The sequence below is a fragment of the Vibrio sp. 1-2 (7-a) genome, from assembly GCF_013048515.1.
In the GTDB taxonomy this organism is placed as follows: domain Bacteria; phylum Pseudomonadota; class Gammaproteobacteria; order Enterobacterales; family Vibrionaceae; genus Vibrio; species Vibrio diabolicus.
This window is the reverse complement of sequence record NZ_VHSQ01000005.1, coordinates 19,506-46,484: the sequence shown is the minus strand read 5'-3', so window position 1 is coordinate 46,484 and position 26,979 is coordinate 19,506. Positions and strand designations below refer to the sequence as shown.

Sequence of the window (26,979 nt, the reverse complement as noted above, 5' to 3'; positions counted from 1 at the left end):
ATGACCCTGGCATTGTCCAAAAGTGGCGTTAGATTGTGATTATTGATTCAGTATCTACCTGAACTTTGTATTAGATCACGGTTTTACGGCTATTTTGTCTTCTATATCATTGGGATAGTCGACAGCAGTAAAAGCGCTGCCATCCCATAGTTAAACCCTTTTACACGCCTAGATGTGGTCAACCAGCGTTGAAGTTGCATGCCTGCCGCAGTCCAAAATGTTACCGATGGCAAGTTAGCTAAGCAGAAGATACCCGCGATAAAAGTCAGCTCTAGCCATGCGCCACCGCTGCTGTACACGGTAATAGCCGTTAACGCCATCGACCAACCCTTTGGGTTCACCCATTGGAATGCCACCGCCCCTAAAAAAGACATTGGGCGAAAATCGTGTTTTGCTTCGGTTTTGCCGCTCGTGGCGATTTTGTACGTCAAGTACAGCAAATAACTCAAGCTCAATACTTTCAAAATGGAGTGAGTAATCGGGTAAGCGTTGAAGAGGCTCATCAAACCAATGCCTACTAAAATCAGCATGGCACCAAAACCGAAGGTAATGCCCAACATGTGTGGAATGGTGCGTTTAAAGCCAACATTTGCCCCTGAGGTCATCAACATAATGTTATTGGGACCCGGCGTAAAAGTGGAGACAAAAGCGAACAACGCCAAAGCGCCTAGTTGATGATATTCCATAGATTGTTCCTTGAATCAGTTCTCGATAAGTTGAGAACAACTATAAGTAGAACTGAGGTCAATATTGTGCTTTTATTTGATGATTAGAAACTAAATAAGCAATGAAACATCATCATGGATAGATTTGACGAAAGAATATTGCAAGTGTTCAAGCTAGACGGAAGAATCTCCAATGTGGAGCTGTCGGAACGCGTTGGTTTATCTCCGTCTGCAACCTTACGCCGAGTGCAAGATTTAGAGCGTAAAGGCGTGATCAAAGGCTACCGAGCGGTACTGGATAATCAGCAACTTGGCGTGGGTTTTGTTGCTTATGTGTCGATTGGTTTGGCCTCGCACTCTAAGCAAGCACAGCTTGGTTTTGAAGAACACGTGCGCTTTGTGGATGAAGTGGTGGAATGTCACAACATTACGGGAGCCAACGAATATTTAATACGTGTAGAAACGCAAAGTTTAGCCGCATATAAAGCGTTCCATGCCGATGTACTGGGTGAGTGTGAGCACGTCAAGTCGATCACAACCATGGTAGTAATGGACACACCGAAAGACGAACGTTAGTCGGTCAAGAATGGCATGGTTTTGTGGCACATGAATTTGAAGTGACTCGAAAGAGTCAGTCGAGTATGAGATAAGTACACAACAAATGCTGGAAAGCAGATGGCACTCTTACAATTTCCACCTTTATTCTCACCTTCGAAATAATCTCATCCTGCTAGTTTTGCTTAAACCGCTTGTGTTCATGAGCGGCGAGTCAGCAAATTTAAGGATGAACGATGAAATCACATGTAACACTTCCTCTTTTGAGCTTAAGCGCTGTTGCCGCATTGAGCTCATTTAACGTCAATGCCCACGGCTGGGTAGAATTTCCAAGCGCTCGTCAAAATACGTGTTATTTAGACGGTGGCTTTTGGACTAATGAGATCCCCAACCAAGCGTGTCAAGCGGCTTTTGAAGAATCTGGTGCTTACCCGTTTGTGCAGCGCAGTGAAATTGCAGCAAACGTACCAAATTACCGAGATATGGAGCATGTTAAAGCCGTAGTCCGTGATGGCGAACTGTGTTCTGCTGGAGACGCGGCTAAAAAAGGTTTGAACATTCCTTCTCCAAACTGGCAGCGCACCAATGTTACGCCAGATGCAAATAACCAGATTGAATTGGTGTTTTACGGCAAGGCGCCGCACAACCCATCGTACTGGGAATTCTATCTCACCAAGCCGACTTATGATGATTCAAAACCTCTTACTTGGAGTGATTTAGAGCTGATCGACACCGCAGGTGATGTGTATGTTGATGCGGAAAAACGCTACCGTATTCAGGTGACTTTCCCTGCTGATCGTTCCGGCGACGCGGTGCTTTATACTCGTTGGCAGCGCATTGATGTTGCTGGGGAAGGTTTCTACAACTGTAGTGACATTACGTTAAACGGAACGGGCACGACGCCACCGACTGACCCTGTTGATCCCACCGAACCGGGCAACAATCTGACATCTCTGGGCTACTTTGTTCAGCAGGGTTTTGGGCCAGTAGAAGCGGGTGACACCATCCGTTTCCGTACGTTTAATGCGACAGGCAATGAAATTGTTGATATTTCACTACCAATCAGCGCAAACAATACGACGACTTGGGCGGCAGAAATTGCGGATCAATTTAATGCGCAGCAAACGGGCGATTGGTACGTGGGCATTTGGCATCAAGAGATGAGCCACTACATGTTCGATAGTAACAACGTGAATGCGAACCAAGTATTAGCGCCAAGTGCAGACTTCAGTTATGCGTTGTCACTTATCAAAGCGGATGTAACGCCACCAGTTGAACCAACCAACTTGTGGGACAAGGCGGCCGTATACAACCAAGGTGATGTGGTGACGCACAACGGCAAAGAATGGACTGCCCAGTGGTGGACGTCTGGTGAGGAACCAGGCACAACGGGTCAATGGGGTGTATGGCGTTAAGCCAGTTATTCGGGCCCTGATCAATAAAACCCTTCTCATGTGAGAAGGGTTTGTTTTTTCAGTCTAAAACGACCACTTTGGCGGAGTGGTTGTCTTGAAAACCAGAGCACATATCGTTATTCGCTTGCTCTCCACTCGATCCAGTTGAGCATCGCGTAGTCTGCCAGTTTGAGCATCGGAATGTCTTCGTGTGTATCACCGTAGGCATAAATAGACGCAAACTCGTCGAGCGAAAACGCCGCCTTAACACGCGAGACTTTTCTTTCTAAACTGCAATCACCTTGCTGGTAAAAGCCACTCAGTTTTGGCTGCTCTGAGATCAGTTCACTGCACAGCAAGTGGTAACCGTTCGCTTCACACCAAGGCTTGAGATACGCATTGAGTGATGCCGACACCACCACAATGGTATCGCCTCTGTGTTGATGCCACGCCAACCTTTCCATCGCTTCTGGCCGTAAGTACAGCGGGATCACTTCATGGGCAAACTGAGCGCCAATCGCTTCAATTTGCTGCGTTTCTTTCCCTGAAAATGCAATAAAACTGCTGAGCGGACGCATAAGACGAGCGGGTAACACTCCTAGTTTGTACAGCGCATAAAATGGCATGATAGCGACCTTTCCTACTCGCTTGCGCAGGCCATAAGCAGAATAGTGGAGGAAAAGGCTAAACATATCCTCTCGGGTGATGGTGCCATCAAAATCAAACAGTGCCAGTGACGGCTTGGTAGTATCGAGCAAATTCAGAGCCTATTTTTCGATTTAAGATCGTTTTGTGTTTATTGATAAAACACTGCCAACCAAATGGTTTCTTGCGTTGGGTCAGTCCAGCTCACTTTGTGTTTGGTATGAGCCGGAATTGTCACGTTATCGCCTGCTTCAAGCCGTTGCACTACACCTGATTCAAAAGTCAGCTCTCCAGTTCCTTGAAGAACTAATACCCATTCATGTTCTTCTTGATCGTACCAGCCACTTTTGGGCGAGGTTTGCCCTGTTGAGACAATGCGTTCTATACGCAGGTTTTTGTGGGTCAGCAGGTCTTCGAACACTTCCTCGTCGAGGTTATTCGGTAAGTCTTTAAACAGGTTCATGGCCTTTCCTTAGATAATGATCAGTCCAAAAGGCGCAAGCAATTGCTCTTGTTGCCAATCACAAATTTTAACACCAAATAGAGAAACGCGACGAACATCCAGCCCCTCTAGTTCGACATGAGTCAGATCACATTGCTCAACGTTAAAGGTTCCCCATTGTTCTGGCGAGAATTCGCAGCGAGATAAATCCGAGCCTTTGAGAGTTGCCCCTGCTAGGTTCGCACCGTTCCAACGGTTTTCAAAGAGGTCACATTTTTCTAGTAACACTCGCTCGAAGTTACAGTAGGTGAGGTTGCAGCCAGTAATAAAAGCAGAACAGAAAAACATGGTGTTACTGACGCGATTAGCAAAGTTCGCACCTTGGAAGTTTGCCCCTTTGAGATCGCACTTACGCAGCTCCAAGCCCATACAATTTGCGCCGTTAAACAGGCTCATCGCCAACATACAGTTCGTAAAGCTGGCGTCTTTTAAGTTCGCGAAGCGAAAACTACACCCTTCTAGCGCTTTGGATTCGATAAAGCGACAGTCGATGAACTTAGCATCGCGCAGATCGGCATGGTCGAAACTGCACATATAAAAGTGGCAGTTTTTAAAGGTGGCATTCTGAAAATCGTGATGAGAAAAGTTTTCTCGTTCAAAAATGAGATCGGTTTTTAACATGTCTTCTCCTTAGCTGCGAGCAGACTAGCACTCCAAGTGACTGATTTTCCAGAAAAATAACTTCTTGTATTTCAGTGTTTTACAAACCACTCAAATCGCAATTTTAAGGGGTCAAACGAGCGTTTTAAGGGGGTTGTTTTTTGAAAATAGAAGACGTAGAGGAAGAAAAAAGTTTTTGCTGGCTACGAGCCCTAGCGAGAGGATTCGTGTTTTTGAGTAGGCATGGCTTCTCACACGCACAGTTTGCATTACAGAATTGTATCCGATTTGCATAATTTGTTGATCGGTATGGCGTTTCTCTATACAAAAAACCTATATTTTTCACAAATTGATTTCCATCAAAATAGTAGGGTTTCTATGTGCTAGATTGCGCGCAGCTCAAAAAAATATAGATGCCCGTGTGCTTCAAGGCGCTGAGTTTACTTGAAATCTAAGGCCAGTCAGCAGGCACACCTTTGGGTACGACATAACGAAGCCCTATAAAAGGAAATAAAAAATGAAAAAAACAATCTGCAGTCTAGCAGTGGTTGCTGCACTCGTGTCACCAAGTGTTTTCGCTCATAAACAAGGTGACTTCGTTCTTCGTGTTGGTGCGGCGTCTGTCGTTCCTAATGACAGCAGCGATAAGATTCTTGGTTCTCAAGAAGAATTGAAAGTGGATTCAAATACGCAGCTTGGTTTGACGTTTGGCTACATGTTCACAGATAACATCAGCCTAGAGCTTCTAGCAGCAACACCATTCAGCCACGATATTTCGACAGATTTGGTTGGTAGTGATATCGCGAAAACCAAACATTTACCACCAACGCTAATGGTGCAGTACTACTTTGGCGAGCCACAAAGTAAGTTCCGTCCATACGTTGGTGCAGGTCTCAACTACACCATGTTCTTTGATGAGGGCTTCAATAGCACGGGTAAAGGCGCTGGTCTTTCAGATCTTAAGTTGGATGACTCATTCGGTCTAGCAGCGAATATTGGTGTGGATTACATGATCAACGATCAATGGTTCCTCAACGCTGCTGCGTGGTACGCAAACATTGAAACAGAAGCAACTTACAAAGCAGGTGGAGCGAAGCAAAAAACCGACGTCAAAATTAACCCTTGGGTATTTATGATCAGCGGCGGTTACAAGTTCTAAGAAAAACCAGTAGTTACACGCACATTACTATTATTGGCATGACTTTGGGGGCGGTTACGGGGACTGCCCCTCTTTTTTATCCTCGTTTTGATTGCACATCATTTACTCAACTTAGCAACACGCAAAATTGGATCTTTACCTTGCAGATCATTTTATTGTCCGAAGATCGAAAAGTCCTACACTGATCACATAATTGAACAAGTGGACAATATAAATGAGCGGCGACATCGCGAAGCATTCTTCCTCCAGATCTAAGCTGGTAAAAACTCTTTTCTTTACTCTCTGTGTTATCGCATTTGGTGCGATGTATTGGTCTTGGCAGTATTCTGACAGTCATCCAAGCACGGAAGATGCCTACGTTAGGGCAAAAATTTTGTCGGTAGCGCCTCAGGTAAAAGGCCAAGTGGTTTCTGTGGATGCCAAAGATTTCCAATCTGTTAATAAAGGTGACCTACTGCTGAAGATAGATTCACGCCCATATCTGTTGGCAGTGAAGCAAGCAAAAGCGGCATACCAATTGGCGGTCCAGCAACATGACGTTGCCGATAAGCAGGTAACTGAAGCCGTAGCGGGCTTAGATGCGGCGCGCTCTAACCTGACAGAAGCTCAAGTGGAGTACAAACGTACAGACTCACTGGTGAAACGCAAACTGGCGTCGTACCAAGATTTAGATACGGCGAAAAACAAACTAGCCAATGCCCAAGCGAGCCTAGAGCAAGCGCGCGCGACGGTAGAAAAAGCCATTGCGAACCGTGGTGAAGAAGGCGCAGAGGCTGCGGTCGTTCAACAAGCGGCAGCACAGTTAGCGCAAGCGGAGCTGAACTTGAGTTACACCGACATTACGTCACCAGTGGATGGCATTGCCGGTGAAATCAATACGCACGTGGGCTCGGTCGTTAGCGTGGGTCAAACGCTGTTCCCTGTAATTTTAAAAGACAGCTACTGGGTACGCGCGAATTTTAAAGAAACCGATCTTACGCATATCAAACCTGGCATGTATGCGGATGTGGTGATTGATATGTACCCAGACGTGGTGTGGAAAGCAACGGTAGAACAGCTGTCGCCTGCGAGTGGTACATCGTTCTCCTTGATGCCACCAGAAAACGCAACGGGTAACTGGGTTAAAATCAAACAGCGTTTCCCTGTACGTTTGGCATTAGAAGTACCAGCCGATGCGCCGCAACTTCGCGTGGGTGCGAGCTCAGAAGTCACCATTGATTTGCAAAGTAGCGTGCAATGAACCATCAAATTACGGCAGACAAACGGGGAATTGCCACCGTCGCCGTGATGCTTTCTGCCATCATGGTGTTAATCGATATGACAGTTGCGAACGTGTCGCTATCGCACATGATGGGCGCGTTGGGCGCAACAGCAGACCAAATTACGTGGGTGCTGACGGGTTACAGCATGGCGGAAGCGATCTTCATTCCGATGACCAGTTTCTGGGTGTCGCGCTTTGGTGAACGCAAAGTCATGCTGGTTGCTGTGATCGGTTTTGTGATTGCCAGTGCGCTTTGTGGGCAAGCACAGTCTCTTGAAGAGATGGTGCTATTTCGCATTATCCAAGGCGCTTTCGGCGCGTCGGTGATTCCATTGGCGCAGTCGACGTTAGTGCAGATTTATCCGTATGAGCAAAAAGGCAAAGCGATGGCGATTTTCTCCATCGGCATTTTGCTTGGTCCTATTTTGGGCCCAGTTGTGGGTGGCGTGATCACCGACAACATCAACTGGCGCTGGATTTTTTACATCAACTTGCCATTCGGTTTGATCTGTACCTCTTTGATTTATCGCTATATCCACATCGACAACAAATCCAAACCTAACTTTGACTGGTGGATCATCGGTTACATGGCGTTAGGTGTGGGCGCGTTGCAGTTTGTGTTGGATAAAGGTAACGAAGAAGACTGGCTCAACTCACGCATGATCCAGACGGCGATATTGCTCGCAGTCATGGGATTGGTGATGTGGATCTATCGTAGTTGGAAAACCAAAAGCCCAATAGCGCCATTATGGCTGCTTAAAGACCGAAATCTTATGGTCTCGTCGTTGATGATTGCCGTGGTGTCGATGGCGATGTTTGGTCTGACGACTCAACAACCGATGTTGTTGGAAAGTTTGCTGGATTATCCGGTCTCAACCACTGGCTTATTAATGGCACCGCGTGGGTTGGCGTCAGCGGCGATGTTGATTTTGGTGATTAAGCTCAATCCGCAATTCGATCCCAGAATCAAAATAGTCTTTGGCTTGAGCTGCATCGGGATTGGTAGTTATTTGATGACGCAATACTCACTGCAGATCGATACATTTTGGATTGTGATGCCGAGTATGATTCAGGGCATGGGGCTTGGTTTAACCTTCTCGACGCTGTCCACCTTGGCGTATTTAACGATTCCGAAAGAGCAATCTGTCGCGGCGGCAAGTATTTACAATTTGTTCCGTACCATTGGTAGTTCGTTTGGTATCTCTATCGCCACCACGTTCCAATATCGTGATAGTCAGCAGCAATGGCATGCGCTGGGAGAGGGTATCAATCCTTATAATCCTAACTTACATGACTGGGCGGCCAATCAGGGGCTTTCTATTACCGATCCGGTTGCGTTAGAGCAATACCAACAGATGTTGCAACAGCAATCGCAAATGGTCGCGTTTGTGCACACCTTCCAGCTTGTGGGAGTGATGTTCGTGATCATGATGCCGATGCTGGTTTTCATCAGGTCGCGTGAATAACAACAAGTTCCGGTGAATCGTGTCAGAGAACGTCTCTCAAGTTGTATTTGCTTGAGAGGTGTTTTTTATTGGACGGTGTCAATGAAAGACGGACGTTTACTCAAACGTCACTTCGTCAAAATGCGGATTGGCTTTGAGCGCGCGCATTGCGACTAATTGTTCAGTCGGGAAGGCGATGTGCTTACCATCCATATCTAAAAACAAGCACTCTTGTCGCTGCATGTCGTAGCCTGTGTCGAACGCGTTGCCCTGATGAGTTTCACCATTTTTTAGTGTGATCTCGATCGGGAGCTTAAACATACAGGCGATTTCAATAAAATCGTATTGGCTGCAAGTCACCATAGTTTTCTCCTTTCAAACCGACGCAGTATTAAGAAGGTTTGAGAACCGTTTCCTTAAATAGAAGACGTTTGATTGAAACTGAATCTTCATCTTATACCTCATTTTGGTCACGAAATAGACATACACGCACGTTTTAATAAACCTACTGTTGAGCGTTCGCAAGCGAGACAAAACTACGATATGTCTGAAACGATACTTAAGCGCACATACCTAACGAGTGAACAAAAGACACAAAAGCCAAGTTCACTGATTTCCCCTCAAACCTACCATGCGCAGTTGGCGCACCGTGTTCACCACTCGCCTCAATTTGAAAACGGCCGCGTTAAAAACGAGATGCCAAATGTGCCTAGTCCGCAATCATTCTGGCAGGTGTGTTGGAGTTATCTTGGTGGTAGAACGCCGTTGAGTCCTAACCAACATCTGCCACATTCCCCAATTCAACCTACACAGTTTGCGCAGCGAAGTGAATCGATGCGCCTTACTTGGCTGGGCCATTCCACTATGCTGGTGGAGGTAGATGGCATTCGAATTTTGACCGATCCGGTATTTGATTACGCTTCTCCGTTCATCGCAAAAGCGTGGTTTGAACGCAATATTCCCAATACTCACGCCAGAGATTGTTTGCCGATTCCTGAAATTATCGTGATTTCGCACGATCATTACGACCATTTAGAAGCATCGACCATACGTTTCTACGCCGATAAGCCCGTGACGTTCTATGTACCCTTAGGGGTTGGCAAGCATCTGATAAAGTGGGGCGTTTGCGCAGACAACATCGTGGAATTCGACTGGTGGGATAGCGTGCACTATGCCGGAATCGAACTGATTTGTACGCCCGCTAACCATAATTCGGGTCGTACTTATTTCGATAAAAACTCGACCTTGTGGGCTTCTTGGGTCATCAAAGGCAAAGAAGAGACGCTCTATTTTAGTGGCGATTCAGCTTACGATTCGCACTTTTCTGAGATCGCACAGCGATGTGGGCCAATCGACATTGCCTGTTTGGAAGTGGCTGCCGATGTGAAAGACCAAGGTTATCCGGTCGAAAACTGGGGGCACATGCAGGCTCATCATACCGTGCAAGCGTTTCGCGATTTAAATGCGAAAAAACTGTTGCCAGTACATTGGGCTACATACGAACTGTTTACTCACCGCTGGGACGAACCGATTTTAGATTTGCTTACCCATTGTCAAAAAGAACATATAACGCTGCTGACGCCAATGCCGGGGGAGAGTTTTTACGTTCATCAAGAACATATAAATAAACAATGGTGGCGAGAAAAAGAAATATGTGAGCCAGATATAATTTTGACTTAATAATATGATCTTACTTCAATAATTATTTTATAAATTAACCTTGTTATTTTCAGAATATAACAAGGTTTTTACTGGTCATTGAAATTAAAAATTTCCATAGGTTCACTTTCCAATTGTGATCTCACGCTTTTATAAATCGATTGGTGTCATTTTTTGATACTTTTCATCTGAAAATTTGCGCTCTTATCAGAAAAGTTTTAGTAAAAATCTTTGCCATCTTAATTTTACTCTTCAAAACAATTATACTGACTATTATCTTGATAAGCCCATAGAGAAATGGCCATAACTTGTTCAGGGTGGGTAAAATACATCCAGTTAAAGAAAAGTAAAAAATTTAATGGATAAGATATGTTTTACGCCAACAAGATAGAATATTGAGACCAAAATCACAAGAGTAGGACTCTCTTGAATTTATCATCATGGATGCTGAATAAATAAAATACAGGCATTGTTAGATGAATAATTCTGCAACGTATTTACTTGCTGCTTTACGAGAAAAAATAAAAGAAAAAGGCATTGGATATTCCGAGCTTTCTATTGGACTTGGAATCCCGCTTTCCACTATAAAAAGGCAGCTTCACAATACGTCTCTTGGTTTAGATAAAATCTTGTTGTACGCCACGCACCTTGATACGGATTTGGTTGAGTTATCCATGCGAGGTAAGCAACTGCAGCAAGAGAGTGAACAGTTTATCACCGACACCAACAGTGAGATTTTTCATCAATATCCTCACTTATTTGATTTTCTTTATCTTTTGCGTCGACCTGAGTGGTCTTTAGAAGAGATCGCACGGAGATACCAGCTGAGTGATACTTCCGTTGCGCTCTATTTACGTGCACTAGAAATGATGGATTACATTGAACTGAAAGGGGATAAACACTATCAATTTAAAGATACAGGCCGCTTTATTTTTGAAGAAGGTTCAAATTTAGACACGCTATTTGCACAGCGCTTTCGTGAAGAAGTGTTTAGTCACGATATTCGACCCCCAATTTGTGTTGGACGTATTGCGATTACCGAAGAACAAGAAGAAAAGCTGGCAAATGAAGTGTACAACAAATTAATTGAGTTTGATGTTCAAAATAAAACCAGTGAAAACAGTCAACGACTAAAAAACGTTTTACTCACTTTTACACCTGGTAATCAGATATTTTTGGCTGACACAATTCCGAATATTAATGGCGATTTATTAAAAGCCATCACTATCGCTAAAGAAAAATAAAAGAATAATTATCGGAAGCTTGTGCTTATTTAGTGCGAGCCGGGCTTCTGCACACTAAAAACACTCATTTATATAAATGAGAATATAAAAATAACGTAAATAATAGGGAAAAAGTATGTTTAAAAAGAGCACACTTGCCATTCTGATCGGGGCTACTATTTCGCTTGTTGGATGTGGTTCCAATGATAAAACTGAAATCCGTTTACCACAGGCGCCAACTTCGGAATTTACTAACGTGATTGATCGTACTGGTAATCCAACTTACCTGCGTGATTACGACAGTTATTCGAACCTGAAGTACAACGCGTTGACGGATAACGGCGCGTGGCATGGCCATTTGCTACCTGAAGATGCGGCGGGTTATGGCGCTTTCGGCGGTATTATGCAAGTGACGCAAGAGTACGCGCATTTTATGTCTGGCCAAACGTTCGACAAGCTCACGTTGACCGACAAAGTGAGTGGCCAAACTTACGACTTATCGAACGCAGAAGCGAAAGTCTATTCCATTCCAGGTGCGTTAGTGCAGGTGTTGGACTTGGAGGATATTCACGTGCAAATGGTGCTGCGCTTCGTCACTGATCGCTCTTCGCTGGTGGAAACGCTCATCACTAACAAAACTGATCGTGATATGAACTTGGCGTTGGAGTGGGACGGCGAGTTGGTGAAATACGCGCTGTCGACGCGCAAAGACCAAACCGTTGCGCAGTACTACCCAGATTACAAGCGCCAGATTTCGACCATCGAGAGCGGCATTAAAATTAACTTTAGCGAGATGAAAGACAACTGGGCGATCCGTAATGATCGCGATGCCGAGTTCCGCATTACTCGTTCTCTACCGACGAAGACGTTCACCAACGAAACCTCATTCAGTTCTACCGCGGAGATGAGCCTACCAGCTGAGCAAACATCGGCGGTTTATACGGCGTATTCTAACCTGCATAATGCGAAAGAAGTGCAGTCAGAATCGTTGAAATTGCAAGATGTATTGGCGAATCCAACTCAATACATGGAAGCGTCGAAAGCGCGTTGGGACGGCTATTTAGCGAATGGTCTTATCAACAAAGAAGCGACAGCAGACCAAGCTCGCGTAGCGGTAAAAGCGATGGAGACCCTAAACGGTAACTGGCGCTCTGCGGCGGGCGATATTGAACAAGCGACAGTCACGCCATCGGTCACTGCGCGTTGGTTCTCTGGTAACTTAACGTGGCCGTGGGATTCGTGGAAACAAGCGTACGCGATGGCGCATTTCAACCCAGATGTTGCGATGGACAACATTCGCACGGTATTCCAAGAGCAAGTTCAAGCTGATGACAAGATCCGTCCGCAAGACAAAGGCTACTTGCTGGATGTGTTGACGTACACCAAACCTGTTAGTCGTGGTGGTGCTGGCTCTGAAAACTGGAACGAACGCAATACGAAACCATCGTTGGCGGCATGGTCTGTGATGGAGGTGTATTACGCTCTCGTGAACCAGTTTGATCGCCCAGAAGACGCGCAAAAATTCATTGATGAAATGTATCCGAAGTTGGTGGCATACCACGATTGGTGGCTATCCAACCGCGATCACAACCAAAATGGTGTGCCTGAATACGGCGCGGCAGTGGACCCAGCACACAACACGGAAGAAGGCGTGATGTACGTTTGGGTAGAAACGCGCGATCCTAACTTCACGACCATTATTCCAGCAGAAGACATCATCGAGCAAAACGGTAATTCTTATAAAGTAAAAGGCATGGCGTCTTACAATAAGATTCTCGATGAAGTGGATTACATGACGATTCACGTCGGCGCACAAGAAGCGGCGGGCTGGGAATCGGGCATGGATAACGCGGCTCGTTTTGGCTTTATCTACAACATCCACAATATGAATTCGCAAGCTGAAGACATCAGCAATCCAGACAGAAATGTGGATCAACTTGGTCGCTACGCGGCAAGTGCGTACGGCTTTGATAACAGCATCAAGCTGGAAGGCGAAGAGTGGGTGTACAGCAATACGTCAGCGGAAAACTTAGCGAAACTCGATCTTGCGAAGAAAGATTGGGAAGTTCGTTTTGCAGAAAATCGCACCAACAATAATGCTGCGGACGGCGAGTTGCTTGGCTTCTCTATGCTGCAAGAATCGGTGGATCAAGCCTCTTACATGTACTCAGACAACAAATACTTAGCGGAAATGGCGAAGTTGGTGTCCGATGGCGTAGAAGGTAAAGATCGAGCGCAAGAATTCCTAAATGGCGCGGAAAAAATCAAGACTTACATTAACCAATGTATGTTTGATGAAAGCACAGGATTCTTCTACGACATTCACTTAAATGTGGCTGAAGATGGCACTACTCCTGCGCCTCTTGCAAATGGCTGTGCGGGTTTGCCTATTGTAGAGCGTGGACGTGGCCCTGAAGGTTGGTCGCCGCTGTTTAATGGTGCAGCAACGCAAGAGCATGCCGATAAAGTGATCGCGGTGATGCGTGATCAAGACGAGTTCAACACGCCAGATAAATTCCAAGGAACGGGTGTGCCTTTGCCGACCGCATCGCAAACTAACCCTGCTTACGGTAAAGATGTGTACTGGCGTGGTCGCGTGTGGCTAGACCAAGTGTACTTTGGCTTCCGTGCGATGGAAAACTACGGCTACAAAGAAGAAGCGATTGCGATGGCGAATGAGCTGTTTAACAACGCAGAAGGTATGACGGGTGACATGCCAATCCGTGAAAACTACAACCCAGAGACGGGCGCGGTACAAGGTGCGTCGAACTTCTCTTGGTCTGCGGCGCATTTGTACATGATGTACAACGGATTCTTCAAAAACTAGATCGCACACATTAGGCGCTTTGGATGACCCCCCTAGTATTCGTAGCGCTTAACGAATGATAATTCATTGATAAATAAGACAAACCGGACTGTATTGGCAGTCCGGTTTTTTTATGTCTCTTGTCACACAGATTTTAGTGCTGGGTCAGGGCGCGTTGCCAAATCGAAAGCATCTCTTCACTAAACAAGTAAAAGCGCATGTCGAGTGCCGCGTATTCCGGTCTTTGGCAAACGGCCATCGCGACTTCTGCTGCTTCTTGGGGCGGGTAACCATACACTCCGCAAGAAATCGCAGGCAGCGCCACACTTTGGCAATGCTTGTCGAGCGCGAGATCCAGCGAACGTTGATATGCAGATTCCAACACCGCTTTTGGATCGGCGAATTTATCGTAAATCGGGCCAACGGCATGAATGACGTAACGCGCGTTTAAATTGCCAGCCTCAGTAATGCGTGCGTCACCAAACGGGCATCGAATACCGTCGACATCATCAACGGCATAACACGCATTGATAAGCGCAGGCCCTGCTGCGCGATGAATGGCACCATCGACGCCACCTCCGCCGAGCATTCTCGGGTTTGCTGCATTCACGATGGCATCGACATGTGCGGTGGTAATGTCGCCTTGGACTAACGAGATCGCGTTCATTTTTTTGAGCCTTCTACAATGATGAGAAACAAATGGTCAGTAACACAGTTAAGTGTAGCTTACTCATCAATCACTTGAGGTTTTAACTCGACGACATTTCCTTCCGGATCATGTATATAGAGTGATCTACCGAACCCTTGTGCGCCATACCGCTTCGCAAACTCTTCGGTTTCAATGCCGTTCGAACGCAGATATTCCAGTATTTCATTTTCGGAAAAAGGCGCTAGTTGCAGGCAAAAATGGTCAATATTACGACCATTTTGAACTGGTGGCTTTCCGCCAAGTTGCCCTAACTCGCTGTCCACCGTCACCACATCAATCAATGCGTTACCAGCCCTGAGCTGGGTTAAACCAAGCTCCATTACTTCGCGCTCGACAGGGCAGCCCAAAATATCTCGATAGAAATGCAACATGGCGTCGAGGTTGCACGTTCTTAACACGACATGATCAAGGGCTTGGATTGCGATTGGGTTGTTGGTGGGCATGCTTCACTCCTTTTGGCATTGTGTTGAGGTAAGTATAAAGTGACCTTAAAAGTGGTGAGAGAAATGATCAAATTCAAGACGTTTTTTTGCTAGAGCGAGTGCAGAAACACTGCAACTCAAAGCAAACAAAAAAGGCTAGCGTATTGCTAGCCTTTTGGAATATGGATGGGGCTATTACTCGTAATCAGAAGCGTAAGTTTCTTCATAAGTGTGCGAGTAAAGCTCGAACAGGTTGCCGAATGGGTCTTCTAGATAGACCATTTTCGCAGGCTTGTTATCGTCTTCTGGGTGGTAACGCATGATGTCCATACGCACTTTGCCACCCAACGTTTCAGTGCGCTTGATTGCACCTTCAAAGTCGTCCGTCTGCAAACAGAAATGGAAGATTCCGATGCGAGAAAAATCCACTTCATGGCGCTCTTGACGCTCTTTCATTTCAAATAACTCAAGTCCGATGCCATCGCTTGTCACTAGATGCGCAATGTTGAAGCCTTTAAAGCCCTCACCAAAGACCGCAATACACATTCTGCCAATTGCGGTTTCGCGTTCTTCAATCACTTTCGTGCTGCCCATAACGACTTTTAGACCAAGCGCTTGTGTGTAAAACTCAACCGCTTTATCCATATCTCCGACCATAATACCGACATGATTCATTTTCATTTGTTTGCTCCCAACATGTGTGCTTAAACGTTGTTTTGTTTCGATGTGGGAGAGTATATGGCGCGGTTTTAATTACATGAAATTATCATAAATTATAAAAATAATAATTTTGTGTAATCATCATGAGCGGGGTTCGAGCTAATTGGCTAATGCCTCAACAGCTTGCTGTACCGAGGTGAAGTGAATTTTGATGATGCATCTTTGTGCGAGACTAAACTCATGCGACTGGATGAGTGACGTAACTTCCTCGACGGACAGAGTGCGTTCTTCCGGTTGTAAAACGGTGGTGTTCGAATCGTTGTATTGCAACCCGAACGTGTTGCCATTTGAGTCAATTACGTAATCATCTGGCCCCCAAATGAGCGCTTCGCATTCGGAATCAAGATCGGCATGAGAACGCAAATAGATAAGTTCATCGTCGCCATCGAGTTTCAATAAACATGGCCATGTAACCATGGGTCCTCCGGTGTAGTGGCTAAAATTGTTCCAATGTCTGAAAGGGCAAGGTGAGCGCTGGCATTCAAGGTGTTGGCCTTAAACCGCAGTCAAAAATTACGTGTGTTGAGCAATAATCGAAAACAGCTCGTCAACCGTTCTTGCCACGTAATCTGGTTGCACGCTCCAATGCTCTGGCATCGCGCCGCTGTACGCTGCTGCAACGGCAATCACTTTACTTTGGTCACCCAACTGCTGTTCGATGTTGCGTGCGAATTGCGTGTCGGCTTCATGGTCACCGATGTACATCAGCTGTCGATTTTCTGCGTGACCAAAAATCGACTCAACGCATTTGATACCACTGTACGCATCGGGCTTTTGGTGTCCGTTCGAGACGTCATCATACCCGATGATGGATTTAAACGGCGCACTGATGCCGTTGTCGGACAGCACTCGACGAATATTGCTTTGTGAGTTTTGAGAGCAAATGCCGTGAGGCAGCTGCGCAAACTCTTTAATAACGCCATTAATGCCTTCAAACAGGGTTACCGGTGTTTGGTTTTTCTCTTGATGCTCTGCCCATAAACCACCAGCTTTTAGCATTTCATCATGGGACATGCCGTAGTAATCCACGTAGAGCTCTTGCCAGTTTTTCGCCGCGTGGTTTGCGTAGTGATAGTTGGCTTCTGAATGGAGATATTTCGGTAAATTATCGCCAGTTAAATGCGGGGCAACGATGGCTAAGATCGCTTTGGTGATGTCGATGTTTTTCGGTACAGAGTTTACGAGTGTCCCATCGTAATCCCACAATATGGCGTCTAATTTCATTCAACGTTCTCGTTGTTATTGATGGTTAAAAGCTGGAACCGGGTTGCTGCAAAAATGCTAACTCTTCAGGTGTGCTTTCTCTACCCAAGATGGCGTTGCGATGTGGGTAACGTCCAAATTGGTCGATGATGGCTTTGTGTTTTAGCTCAAAATCGTAGTTATTTTCAAGCCCTGATGCGCGAAACAATTTCTCAGCTTCGACATGAATACGTCGAGATTCGCTGTGCATAAACGGCATGTACAAAAAGCTTAGCTGCTCAGGCGCCAATTCTTGATCGTGTCCTAACCGAATTGCTTCTTGAGCCAATGCTAATGCGAGCGGGTCTTGCGCAAACGCTTTTGGGGTGTTGCGATACACATTACGTGAAAATTGGTCGAGGACGATGATTTCGGCTAATCGTCCTTGTGCGCTGTCACGCCAATTAAACAGTTCACAACGAGCGGCTTGTTCTAGTACCGAGGCAAATCGTGACGCAATATGTTTGTCCAGTTCTGGGTCGTTTTCAAACCAGTTTTGAGGCGTTAGCTCTTCGAACCAGAACTTGATGATTTGTTGATGCATGGCGCTTCCTTTTGTTATGCCTTAATAGTAAAAAGCCAGAAGCGTGGCTTCTGGCTCTTGGCGTGTTATCGACCGTAAGTCTCTACGATGTAACGTTCAAAATCGTCACACATTTGTTCGTCAGATATGACGTTGCTTGCCAGTTCTTTACTGCCGTCGACGACTTTAATCGTCGCGTTCAATGAAGCGACTGGTGCTCGTTCTCGCGTCGCAAGTGAGTCGATTTTCTTCTGCTGCGCTTCCCATGCCTGTTCTGGGGATAGGTTACACACGTCCGCTAGGTACTTGGCGTTAAAGCCTTCACCAGTCAGGCTGACAATGGTTTCGTTGTGCGACAAGTGATTGCCTGCGTGCCAGTAGTGTTTTGCCAACAGTGGGCCAATTTCTGGGTTATCCGTCAGATAGCCAAACTTCTCAAGGAAGTATGCGCGGGTCTGATACACCGCCATGTGCGCGAGTAGATAACCTTGATACGCACAAGCTGCTTCATCGGATAGCAAATGCGGAATCGCCATCAGTGGGCGAGGGCTGCATTCCAAACCAAGGATCTGTTTTTCACAATCGCGAGCCAGCTTAGTGATGCGCTCTGGCGTTAACTCGTCATCGCTAAGTTGATATAACGCGCGTTCAAAGTACGGCACAACCAAGATGCTACGTTCTTCATAAGCTTTGAATGGCTGACGACTGTTGATCATCGCTTGAATGATCTCATCAGGAACCGGATTCCCTTCATCATCCAGTGCGTATTGTTTTAGCCAATCGGCATCGGTTAACAGGCTGTCACAGAACATCGACTGAGTTTCTGCATAAGCCATTGAAGTCGGCGCAAACTCCTGCGAGAAACAAGGCGCGTTCATTTTTACGTTCGCAAAGTGTGCTGCGTGGCCACCTTCGTGGAACAGCGTGTTAATGCCATCGTAGCCGCTGCCCACTTGGTCTGGTTTGGCATTGCTGGTGAAGTTTACCTGTGCTGCGACCCATTCGCCTTGATTGTAGAAAGAAGGGATAGGGCCGTGGCAGAACCCGTTCGGGTACTTACCTTTGCGGTCTAACAAATCAAGCGTTAGCGTCGCGCCAGAGTAATCAATATTCAGACGACCAAACGACTCTACCCAGCGTCTCAGAGATTTTGAGAACGGCACGTATGGGTCAAGGTCACGCATGACGTCACCCGCGAACGAGTAAACAAAGTTGAAGCCTGTTAGCGCGCTTGCGCCTTTCTCTTTCGCCAAGTTTTCTAAGCTGTTTAGGTGTGCATCTCGCGTGCGTTGTTCGAAATCTTCCAAAATCTCAAATAGCTGCTCAGAGCTCATCTTTTCCGTTTTTTGCACGGAGTAATCAAAGAAGGTCGCATAACCAAGTGAGCGAGCGAACTGGTTGCGTAGTTTGATCAGTTCTATAAAGCCGTTTTGCAGTAGCCATTGTTCAAGGTTCAGCAACGCTTGATGAGCCGATTGGCGAACTTCTTCATGATTGTTGGTGCGAATGGTTGAGCTCAATACTGGCAGTGAACCTTCCACTTGCTCGCCGTTTTCATCGGTAAACGTTTGTACGTGGTTCTGTTTTTTCTCGAACAGCTCAGCTTCAAAGGCAATGAGCTGATTTTTCAACGCTTGTGCCTTTTCGCCCTCGATTGCGTGAGATTCAAACATCGCCAGCCAACCAGAAAGACCCGTAATGGTTTGCTGTTTCTCTTGTGGGTCGGTAATTGATTCCGCGGCTTCAAGCTGTTGTTTGATGGCAGTAATTTGCTCGGCGTTGCTTAAAAAGCTTGTCCATGCGGTTTGTGCTTGCGTCGAGCCATCATGGTCATCGCTGATCCCCATGTAAGTTTCCCAAAAGAAATCTTCTTTGGTGCGGTGAATCGCGAGGTAACGTTGATTGAGGTCGTTGAGATAATCCGTTGCGGTCATTTTGATCCTTCAAATGGTTGGGAGTAGACCCCTAATTATTGCACGCTTGTTGATAATAAAGGAGGGACAAATTAATTTGCTGGTAGTGTACTGCGTAAACGTGATTTTACTATTTGTTTACATTTTAATGAGTTAGCAAGAATTGTTACGAGTTCGGAGTGCGCAGTGTTAAGATTGGCACGGGGTTTACAGTTCATCAGGTAATTAATCTGCGAGGCGCTCTCGATGATCTTTGTCATGTGTAATAATATTTCTATATCGCGGCAGTTCATATGGAAACGATATGATAAATAAGACAAAAGTTACGCTATTGGCGCTAGGTACGATTTTGGTTGGATGCTCTTCAGTCACGCCGCCAAGAAATGATGCGGTTGAGAACATTCAACAAAAGTGCTCTGTAATTTTAAGCAGTGATGTTTCAGGTGAACAGCGCTGGCAGACATACAACGGCTTGTTTGTAGAATATGCTGTGCATGGCATTAAGACTCAGGCGCAGTTAGAACGCTTTGAAGCGTTTGTGCAGCGAGTACAAAATGATGAATCTGGACAGTTAGTTACCGAGCTGATTGAAGTCACCGATTGGGGATGCTCAAACGGCAATTATCTTGAAGAGATGGGCTTGTTTATTCAAGAAGTTCAAAAGTAAAAAACCGAGCGTTAAGTCGCTCGGTTTTTCTGTTTATGGAGCGCTTCGTGCGCTGGCCCGTCAGGACGTTTACTCCTCTGGGTACTCGCCCATACCTTGCGTTTTACCTTCCGCTTTCCAATGCTCACCGGGGTCAAATGCTTCATCGCATAAATCTACGGTGTAGCCCATTTCTGTGATTTCCTTTAATGTGAGATTATCTGCAATTTTTGCGACTTCACCCGATTTATTACGTAATTCCATGTTGTTTCCTCCTCTGTAGGTAGACGAGCGGTATCGATGCACAGTGACGAATGCATCGGTGACCTTTGTTCTAAGTATATAACTCTCAGCTCAAAATGAGGGTTTAATCCATTTTTATCGTGTGGTTAATTGAGTAATGCTTTGAGCTGCTTCAGTTATTTTTAACTGCATCATCGCGACAGTTGGTTATTTGTGATTTATTGAACGATTAAATTGTCAATCTGGAAACTCGAAATGGTGATTCTCGACCACGCTTTAGCACAACAAATTGTTGATCGAACCATGTCCATCATTGGTCACAATGTGAATGTGATGAACTCGGCAGGCATCATCATTGGCAGTGGCGACCCTAAACGCGTTGGGCAAGTGCATGATGGCGCGGTATTGGCGTTGAATCACGGCGATTCGCTAGAGCTGAATGAGCAGCAATGTTTGACGTTGCAGGGGGTCAAACCCGGAATCAATATGCTGTTGAAATTGCATGGTGACGTGGTCGGTATTGTTGGTGTCACAGGCGAGCCGGAGAAAATCCGAGATTTCGCCAAACTGGTCAAAATGACCGCTGAATTGACAATCGAGCAAGCCGCGCTGGTGGAAAAATTTCAGTGGGATAGACGTCATCGCGAAGAGTTTATTCTGGCTTGGATCAATGGCAAATTGACCGATGAAGAGCTGAAAGATTGGGCGATGCGTCTTTCTATCGATGTTACTCAACCACGGGTGGCAACGGTGATTGAAGTCTCGACGCCGTCCGCCTCAAAAAGCATGAAGAGTGTGCGCAATATTGTTGAGCTGCTTGAATACCCAGAGCGTAACAACCTAGTTGCGATTGTCTCAGTGAATGAAATTGTGGTGCTGAAACCGTGTCATTCCGCCAAGCAGTGGGATAGCCAAATCGAAAGTGAACGCATTGATAAGTTGATGTCGCGTTTAAGCGATCACGATTCGCATACGTTTCACATTGCGCTAGGGCAGTTGTTTAATGAACCTAAAGATGTCGCGTTGTCATACCAAAGCGCGAAGCAGGTATTAGCCATTGGCAAGCAATTCTACCCAGAGAAACGTAAGTACCTGTTCGATGAACTTCGTTTGCCTGTGCTGTTGGCGCCGTTGGCGGATATTTGGCAAGGTGAACAAATTATTGATGGCGTGAAACGGTTGAAAGAGAAAGACAAATCTGGGCAATTACTGAAAACCCTAGATGCATTGTTTGAATGCAATGGCAATGTAACGGAATGCTCTAAAATGCTGTTTATTCACCGGAACACTCTGCGTTATCGGTTAGAAAAAATCACCGAGATAACAGGGCTGCCAACCACCAATTTTGTGGGGTTAGCGGAGCTTTATATTGCGACTCGGATCTCAAAAATGGCTTGATATTGTGCATTTGCACAATACGCGTCATTTTTTGACCACATCATTTGTCACTCCGCCTAAAGGAATTCGAAAGCAAACGATTAATAATTCATGCGTCCCTACATGTTGAGTGAGCCAACACGGACTCGTTCAGCAAAATAAGAATAAATGGAGTTATCATGAACCTTATATTAATCCTGCTCGGGGTGATCGCATTTATTGTGCTCACGACCACCAAATTCAAATTACATCCCTTTTTAGCGCTGATCATCGCGGCGTTCCTTGCGGCATTTGCTTACGGCTTACCGGCAGATAGCATTGCCAAAACCATTGCTTCTGGCTTTGGTGGCATCCTTGGTTACATTGGCTTGGTTATCGTTTTAGGTACCATCATCGGTGTTATTTTGGAAAAAAGTGGTGCGGCGATCACCATGGCTGATACGGTCATCAAAGTGCTGGGTGAGCGTTTCCCAACATTGACCATGAGCATCATCGGTTACATCGTTTCTGTTCCGGTATTTTGTGATTCAGGCTTTGTCATTCTGAACTCGCTCAAAGAATCACTCGCGAAGCGTTTAAAAACCTCAAGCGTTGCAATGAGTGTGGCGTTGGCAACTGGCCTATACGCAACGCACACGTTTGTGCCGCCAACTCCTGGCCCGATTGCCGCTGCGGGTAACCTAGGCCTGGAATCTAACCTTGGTTTAGTGATTGGTGTGGGTGTGTTTGTTGCAGCAGTTGCGGCGTTAGCGGGTATGTTGTGGGCGAACCGATTCCAACATGTTGAACCAGATGGCATTGAAGCCGCAGATGAAATTCAGCATGACTGGCAAGCACTCAAAGCGTCTTACGGCCAACTGCCAACGGCGAGCCAAGCATTCGCTCCTATTTTTGTTCCAATCTTATTGATCTGTTTTGGCTCTATCGCGAAATTCCCAAGCTTACCGCTGGGCGAAGGTTTTGTGTTTGATGTTCTGACTTTCTTAGGACAGCCACTAACGGCATTGGTGATTGGCCTGTTCCTTTCTGTTCGCCTACTAAAATCAGACAACAAGATTGAAGAATTTGGCGAGCGAATCAGCCAAGGTATTACGGCTGCTGCGCCTATTCTTTTGATTACTGGTGCGGGTGGCGCATTTGGCGCGGTATTAAAAGCAACGCCGCTAGGTGAATACTTGGGTACGACGTTATCAGCGCTAGGTGTGGGCATTTTCATGCCATTTATCGTTGCGGCTGCGCTAAAATCGGCGCAAGGTTCGTCAACGGTTGCATTGGTGACCACATCGGCTTTGGTTGCGCCTATGCTTACGCAATTGGGGCTCGATTCAGAAATGGGCCGCGTATTGACAGTGATGGCGATCGGTGCTGGTGCGATGACGGTTTCTCATGCAAACGACAGCTTCTTCTGGGTAGTTTCGCAGTTTAGCCGCATGTCGGTGGGCTTAGCGTATCGCGCACAAACCATGGCTACGCTCGTTCAAGGTGTCACGGCAATGGCATTGGTGTACATTTTGAGTCTCGTTCTCTTATAAGTCTCTGGAAATAAGTATGAAAGTGGTAATTGCACCTGATTCATTTAAAGAAAGCTTAACCGCCAAACAAGTGAGCGAGGCGATCAAAACGGGTCTTGCTCGCGTATGGCATGATGCCGAGTTTGTTACGGTTCCGGTCGCAGACGGTGGCGAAGGCACGGTTCAATCTTTGATAGATGCAACTCAAGGCGAACAAGTCTTCACAACAGTGACCGCGCCATTAGGGAATGATGTTGAAGCGTTTTATGGCATCCTCGGCGACGGCGAAACCGCGGTTATTGAAATGGCGGAGGCCAGTGGGCTGCACCTTGTGCCGAGTGACGCTCGCGACCCAAAACTGACCAGTAGCATTGGTACCGGACAGCTGATCAAACACGCGCTAGACCGCGGTATTCAACGCTTAATCATTGGTTTGGGCGGCAGCGCTACTAATGATGGTGGCGTGGGCATGTTGACCGCGTTAGGGGTAACGTTTCTTGATGAATCTGGTCATGCAATTACCCCAAATGGAGGCGGGTTAGCGGCGCTTGCCTCCATCGATATTTCTGGTCTTGACCCACGTTTAGCAACTTGTGAAGTGTTGGTAGCATGCGATGTTGACAACCCACTCTGTGGCGACAAAGGCGCGTCGGCTATCTTTGGCCCGCAAAAGGGAGCGACGACGTCAGACGTCACTCTGCTCGATAACGCATTGCGCAAGTTTGGCGAGTTGACGGAACAAGCGACGGGTAAGCACGTACTGACGCGTGAAGGCGCAGGTGCTGCTGGTGGTATGGGGGCGGCCTTGCTCGGGTACACGCCGGCACGTTTGCAACCGGGAATTGAGATTGTGCTTGAAACGGTCAAGCTTGCTCAGCATGTTGCGGATGCGGATATTGTATTCACAGGCGAGGGTCGAATCGATCATCAAACCGCACATGGCAAAACGCCGATGGGAGTTGCTCAGGTGGCCAAGCAGTTTGATTTACCAGTTGTTGCATTGGCTGGTTGTGTGGGCGACAACTATCAGGCGGTCTATGAGTGCTGTATTGATGCGGTGTTTGCTTGTGTACCAAGGGCGATGAGCTTATCTGAGGCCATGAAAGAGGCCGACGTCAACGTTGCCAATTTAGCCGAAAACGTCGCGAGAATGTGGCAAATTAAGTCGCAGTGAGGGCGATAACGATACGAGAAAACTCCACCTTTGCGTGGAGTTTTTTGTTGTTACCAGTCTGCGTATGCGGGCATAAGTTCATTTAGCAAGAGCGAGTTAACGAACATGCTTTGCTATCAACTTTGCCAGTGTTTGCATCGCGTGAATCCAATTGGTTTCACTACCAAAGTTTGCCACGCTGAGGCGCACGCAATGTCGATATTGCTCTTGAGTGCCAAATACGGTGCCGGGAAGTAGGCTGATTCTGTGCTTATTGCACGCTTGATACAACGCATAGCTGTCCGTTTCTTTGGGCAGGCGCAACCAAAGCAAGAACGAACCTTGCACGGCGTTGATCTGGTATCGATTTTTTAGAGATTCGTATTCATCCAAGTATTGATGAAGAATCTGGATAAATCGGCGCATGTTGTTTTGATAAACCCGACCCATTCGCGAAGTATGCGTTCGATACTTGCCTGACGTTAGAAACGTTGCCACGGCTGATTGCATCAGGTTCAAACTGCCCATGTTCTCACACAGTAGATATTGCTCAATTTGATCTCTATATCGCCCCGCCAACATCCAACCAATTCTCAAACGCGAATCGAGCGTTTTGGATAACGAATTCACGTAAATTACGCGTTGCTTGTCATCGAGCAACCTCAAGCTTGGCAAAGGCTTGTTATAACTTAACCCGCCAAACACATCGTCTTCGATAATAGGAATATTGCCAGACGCCAATAGCAATTGCCGGCGCTTTTCTAGCGGCATCATGGCACCAGTTGGGTTGGTGAAGTTTGGCGTTACGATGATCGCTTTTATGTCCCATGTCGCCATTGCTTTTGCTAAGGCTTCGGGGCACATACCGTCTCGTGGGCAACTCGGAATTTCCACCGCTTTGAGGCCGAGTGATTCGAGCATCAATAAGTTGCCAAAATAGCAAGGGGACTCCACCGCGACAATATCGCCTTTTTGTGTCGTTGCGCGCAGCGCTAGGCTAATTGCTTGTTGCGCGCCGTGCGTCACCATGATCTCATCCAACTTGGCTGGCGTGCCCAAATCTTGCGTGATTTTCGCCAGTTGTTTGATTAAGAGGTGATCACCGGGTGGTAATTGGTAATGGCTCGGTACATGCGTTTGCTGGCGGCTGTGGCGGCCAATCTCGGCGTACAAGCTTTTGATCGCGGGGGAGTCAATGTTTGGGTGGGCAGAGCCTGCGGGCAAACGCTCTTGGTATTCAGGGTACGTGAGGATTTCTTTGCAGATCGAGAGCAAATCCACGCGAGTCGGATCCGGAATTGGGCGAGAAGTCGGCAAGGTGATTTTCACTCGATAACCCGACTTGGGAACCGAGTACACCAAGTTTTGCGCTTCCAGCTCTTGATACGCACGAATCACGGTGTTTTTGCTGACGCTTAATTCTTGGCTCAATGAGCGAATGGAAGGCAGTCGATCATCCACTTGGTAAACGCCACCATTGATGGCTTGTTTAAGGTGCTTTTCCACCACGAGGTACTTATTCCCTTCACCGTTTTCCAACAAATCTGTACCCATAAAAACACTTCCATCTGTCACTTTTTGCAAACACTGTACCTAATTACATTAACAGTATCTCAAAACATAAAACAAGCGTGAGTGAGGCGATCATGTTAATCCGAGCCATCCCTTTTGTATTTGTCATCCTTTGGGCTTCTGGATTTGTTGGTGCGCGTTTTGGTTTGCAGTATGCCGAGCCAGCGACACTACTTTCTATCCGTATGGCATTCAATGTCTTACTGTTTTTGGTTCTTGTGGCGGTATTGCGTAGAAGGTTGCCGACAGGAAGCGATTTTTGGCACAGCTGTGTGGTGGGTGTGTTGATCCATGGCTTCTATTTAGGCGGCACTTATTTCGCTATTGATTTGGGTATGCCTGCAGGGCTGAGTTCGTTGTTGGTGGGCATTCAGCCGATTTTAACCGCGGCTTTGCTGGTGGTGTTTGTTCGTGAGGAATTTAAACCCTCGCAATGGCTGGGTTTGGCTCTAGGCTTTGTCGGCATCGCTATGGTGCTGATGGGAAACATGGAGTGGCAGTCTGAGCAACATAAGTTCTTAGCCATTGGAGTCTGTTTACTGTCTTTGGTTGGTATCACGCTAGGGACGCTGTATCAGAAAAAACATTGCCAACAGGTGGATATGGTTGGTGGTGCGACGGTGCAATATTTGGCCGCACTCATCATGTTTCTGCCTGTTGCGATGCAGTTTGAAACGATGCAAGTTCAGTGGGAACTGGAGTTTATTTTAACCGTCTTGTGGTTGGTCGTCGTGCTCTCTTGTGTGGCGATTCTATTGTTGCTGTACATGGTGAGAAATGGCGCGTCTTCGAGTGTGGCGTCTGTGTTCTACCTGGTGCCGCCAACAACCGCGATTCAAGCTTGGCTCGCGTTTGGAGAGTCGTTTGATTGGATGGGCATTTCTGGCTTTGTCCTAGCGGCTACGGCGGTGTATTTGGTGGTTAAAAAACCAGATCTGACGATAAAAAAGGCTATCAAAACGGAGTATACCTAAATTAGGTAGGGACATTCACGTGCCAGTGAGTACAATTCTGCTTCATCTTAATCCGTGGAG

The 26,979-nt window shown here is 46.5% G+C and carries 27 protein-coding genes; 13 read left to right on the top strand and 14 right to left on the bottom strand.

The window, feature by feature from the left end; translation table 11 throughout:
- Positions 1-101: 101 nt before the first annotated feature.
- The gene (locus FKN08_RS14845; RefSeq protein ID WP_048625534.1) at positions 102-686 is read right to left on the bottom strand and encodes a LysE family translocator; all 585 of its coding nucleotides are present in this window, start codon (positions 684-686) and stop codon (positions 102-104) included.
- A 114-nt stretch (positions 687-800) separates the two neighbouring features.
- Here FKN08_RS14845 and FKN08_RS14840 point away from each other — a divergent pair, with 114 nt between their 5' ends.
- Positions 801-1,241, top strand: coding sequence for an Lrp/AsnC family transcriptional regulator (locus FKN08_RS14840; protein WP_170892415.1), 441 nt, complete (start codon positions 801-803; stop codon positions 1,239-1,241).
- A 215-nt stretch (positions 1,242-1,456) separates the two neighbouring features.
- Positions 1,457-2,635 (top strand): lytic polysaccharide monooxygenase, encoded by a 1,179-nt coding sequence (locus FKN08_RS14835; protein WP_170892414.1) that lies wholly within the window; start codon positions 1,457-1,459, stop codon positions 2,633-2,635.
- Positions 2,636-2,751: 116 nt separating this feature from the next.
- On the opposite strand, the gene FKN08_RS14830 is transcribed toward FKN08_RS14835, so the two are convergent.
- Genes FKN08_RS14830 through FKN08_RS14820 form a run of 3 tightly spaced genes read right to left on the bottom strand, consistent with a single transcriptional unit; the run spans position 2,752 to position 4,382 of the window.
- Positions 2,752-3,372 carry an HAD-IB family hydrolase gene (locus FKN08_RS14830; protein WP_170892413.1) on the bottom strand — a complete coding sequence of 207 codons (621 nt, stop codon included), beginning with the start codon at positions 3,370-3,372 and terminating at the stop codon, positions 2,752-2,754.
- 38 nt (positions 3,373-3,410) lie between these two features.
- Positions 3,411-3,722 carry a cupin domain-containing protein gene (locus FKN08_RS14825; RefSeq protein ID WP_170892412.1) on the bottom strand — a complete coding sequence of 104 codons (312 nt, stop codon included), beginning with the start codon at positions 3,720-3,722 and terminating at the stop codon, positions 3,411-3,413.
- A gap of 9 nt (positions 3,723-3,731) precedes the next feature.
- Entirely contained in the window at positions 3,732-4,382 is a 651-nt protein-coding gene (locus FKN08_RS14820) for a Qnr family pentapeptide repeat protein (RefSeq protein WP_170892411.1), read from the bottom strand.
- 496 nt (positions 4,383-4,878) lie between these two features.
- Here FKN08_RS14820 and ompW point away from each other — a divergent pair, with 496 nt between their 5' ends.
- The 3 genes from ompW to FKN08_RS14805 all read left to right on the top strand — a co-directional run bounded on the left by ompW (position 4,879) and on the right by FKN08_RS14805 (position 8,247).
- Complete coding sequence (ompW, locus tag FKN08_RS14815; RefSeq protein ID WP_054575255.1) at positions 4,879-5,520, top strand: outer membrane protein OmpW; 642 nt, start codon at positions 4,879-4,881, stop codon at positions 5,518-5,520.
- Between the two features lie 214 nt (positions 5,521-5,734).
- Positions 5,735-6,760, top strand: coding sequence for an HlyD family secretion protein (locus FKN08_RS14810; RefSeq protein WP_170892410.1), 1,026 nt, complete (start codon positions 5,735-5,737; stop codon positions 6,758-6,760).
- Positions 6,757-8,247: an MDR family MFS transporter gene (locus FKN08_RS14805; RefSeq protein WP_170892409.1), complete on the top strand. Its 1,491-nt coding sequence runs from the start codon at positions 6,757-6,759 to the stop codon at positions 8,245-8,247. Before FKN08_RS14810 ends, FKN08_RS14805 begins: the two co-directional genes overlap by 4 nt.
- A gap of 96 nt (positions 8,248-8,343) precedes the next feature.
- Here FKN08_RS14805 and FKN08_RS14800 read toward each other — a convergent pair whose 3' ends face one another.
- Positions 8,344-8,589, bottom strand: a complete 246-nt coding sequence (locus FKN08_RS14800; protein WP_170892408.1) for a Rho-binding antiterminator — start codon at positions 8,587-8,589, stop codon at positions 8,344-8,346.
- A 180-nt stretch (positions 8,590-8,769) separates the two neighbouring features.
- On the opposite strand from FKN08_RS14800, the gene FKN08_RS14795 reads away from it, so the two are divergent.
- The 3 genes from FKN08_RS14795 (at position 8,770) to ygjK (ending at position 13,935) form a co-directional block, all read left to right on the top strand.
- Positions 8,770-9,906: an MBL fold metallo-hydrolase gene (locus FKN08_RS14795; protein WP_170892506.1), complete on the top strand. Its 1,137-nt coding sequence runs from the start codon at positions 8,770-8,772 to the stop codon at positions 9,904-9,906.
- A gap of 455 nt (positions 9,907-10,361) precedes the next feature.
- Positions 10,362-11,129, top strand: a complete 768-nt coding sequence (locus FKN08_RS14790; RefSeq protein WP_020841655.1) for a hypothetical protein — start codon at positions 10,362-10,364, stop codon at positions 11,127-11,129.
- Positions 11,130-11,244: 115 nt separating this feature from the next.
- A complete protein-coding gene (ygjK, locus tag FKN08_RS14785; protein ID WP_170892407.1) occupies positions 11,245-13,935 on the top strand; it encodes an alpha-glucosidase in 2,691 nt (896 codons plus the stop codon).
- Positions 13,936-14,068: 133 nt separating this feature from the next.
- Here ygjK and FKN08_RS14780 read toward each other — a convergent pair whose 3' ends face one another.
- From FKN08_RS14780 to FKN08_RS14750, 7 genes are all read right to left on the bottom strand, one after another.
- On the bottom strand, positions 14,069-14,581 hold the full coding sequence (locus FKN08_RS14780) for an O-acetyl-ADP-ribose deacetylase (RefSeq protein ID WP_046875590.1): 513 nt from the start codon (positions 14,579-14,581) through the stop codon (positions 14,069-14,071).
- 59 nt (positions 14,582-14,640) lie between these two features.
- Positions 14,641-15,066, bottom strand: coding sequence for a VOC family protein (locus FKN08_RS14775; protein WP_005391937.1), 426 nt, complete (start codon positions 15,064-15,066; stop codon positions 14,641-14,643).
- 174 nt (positions 15,067-15,240) lie between these two features.
- On the bottom strand, positions 15,241-15,726 hold the full coding sequence (locus FKN08_RS14770; RefSeq protein ID WP_047009758.1) for a VOC family protein: 486 nt from the start codon (positions 15,724-15,726) through the stop codon (positions 15,241-15,243).
- A gap of 138 nt (positions 15,727-15,864) precedes the next feature.
- Positions 15,865-16,182 carry a DUF4144 domain-containing protein gene (locus FKN08_RS14765; RefSeq protein WP_005460842.1) on the bottom strand — a complete coding sequence of 106 codons (318 nt, stop codon included), beginning with the start codon at positions 16,180-16,182 and terminating at the stop codon, positions 15,865-15,867.
- Between the two features lie 96 nt (positions 16,183-16,278).
- On the bottom strand, positions 16,279-16,989 hold the full coding sequence (locus FKN08_RS14760; RefSeq protein ID WP_006740980.1) for an HAD hydrolase-like protein: 711 nt from the start codon (positions 16,987-16,989) through the stop codon (positions 16,279-16,281).
- A 25-nt stretch (positions 16,990-17,014) separates the two neighbouring features.
- Complete coding sequence (locus FKN08_RS14755) at positions 17,015-17,551, bottom strand: DUF924 family protein (RefSeq protein WP_170892406.1); 537 nt, start codon at positions 17,549-17,551, stop codon at positions 17,015-17,017.
- Positions 17,552-17,616: 65 nt separating this feature from the next.
- Positions 17,617-19,464 (bottom strand): M3 family metallopeptidase, encoded by a 1,848-nt coding sequence (locus FKN08_RS14750; RefSeq protein WP_170892405.1) that lies wholly within the window; start codon positions 19,462-19,464, stop codon positions 17,617-17,619.
- A 283-nt stretch (positions 19,465-19,747) separates the two neighbouring features.
- Between FKN08_RS14750 and FKN08_RS14745 the strand changes: the two genes are divergently transcribed.
- Entirely contained in the window at positions 19,748-20,110 is a 363-nt protein-coding gene (locus FKN08_RS14745; protein WP_170892404.1) for a hypothetical protein, read from the top strand.
- 69 nt (positions 20,111-20,179) lie between these two features.
- Here the strand turns inward: FKN08_RS14745 and FKN08_RS14740 are convergent, their stop codons facing one another.
- Positions 20,180-20,353, bottom strand: a complete 174-nt coding sequence (locus tag FKN08_RS14740) for a hypothetical protein (protein WP_005391896.1) — start codon at positions 20,351-20,353, stop codon at positions 20,180-20,182.
- Positions 20,354-20,587: 234 nt separating this feature from the next.
- Between FKN08_RS14740 and FKN08_RS14735 the strand changes: the two genes are divergently transcribed.
- The 3 genes from FKN08_RS14735 to FKN08_RS14725 all read left to right on the top strand — a co-directional run bounded on the left by FKN08_RS14735 (position 20,588) and on the right by FKN08_RS14725 (position 24,394).
- Positions 20,588-21,730 (top strand): sugar diacid recognition domain-containing protein, encoded by a 1,143-nt coding sequence (locus tag FKN08_RS14735; RefSeq protein ID WP_170892403.1) that lies wholly within the window; start codon positions 20,588-20,590, stop codon positions 21,728-21,730.
- A 158-nt stretch (positions 21,731-21,888) separates the two neighbouring features.
- The gene (locus FKN08_RS14730; RefSeq protein ID WP_065645272.1) at positions 21,889-23,241 is read left to right on the top strand and encodes a GntP family permease; all 1,353 of its coding nucleotides are present in this window, start codon (positions 21,889-21,891) and stop codon (positions 23,239-23,241) included.
- A gap of 16 nt (positions 23,242-23,257) precedes the next feature.
- Entirely contained in the window at positions 23,258-24,394 is a 1,137-nt protein-coding gene (locus FKN08_RS14725) for a glycerate kinase (protein ID WP_170892402.1), read from the top strand.
- Between the two features lie 96 nt (positions 24,395-24,490).
- On the opposite strand, the gene FKN08_RS14720 is transcribed toward FKN08_RS14725, so the two are convergent.
- Positions 24,491-25,927, bottom strand: coding sequence for a PLP-dependent aminotransferase family protein (locus FKN08_RS14720; RefSeq protein ID WP_170892401.1), 1,437 nt, complete (start codon positions 25,925-25,927; stop codon positions 24,491-24,493).
- 92 nt (positions 25,928-26,019) lie between these two features.
- On the opposite strand from FKN08_RS14720, the gene FKN08_RS14715 reads away from it, so the two are divergent.
- Positions 26,020-26,919: a DMT family transporter gene (locus tag FKN08_RS14715; RefSeq protein ID WP_170892400.1), complete on the top strand. Its 900-nt coding sequence runs from the start codon at positions 26,020-26,022 to the stop codon at positions 26,917-26,919.
- Positions 26,920-26,979: the final 60 nt, after the last annotated feature.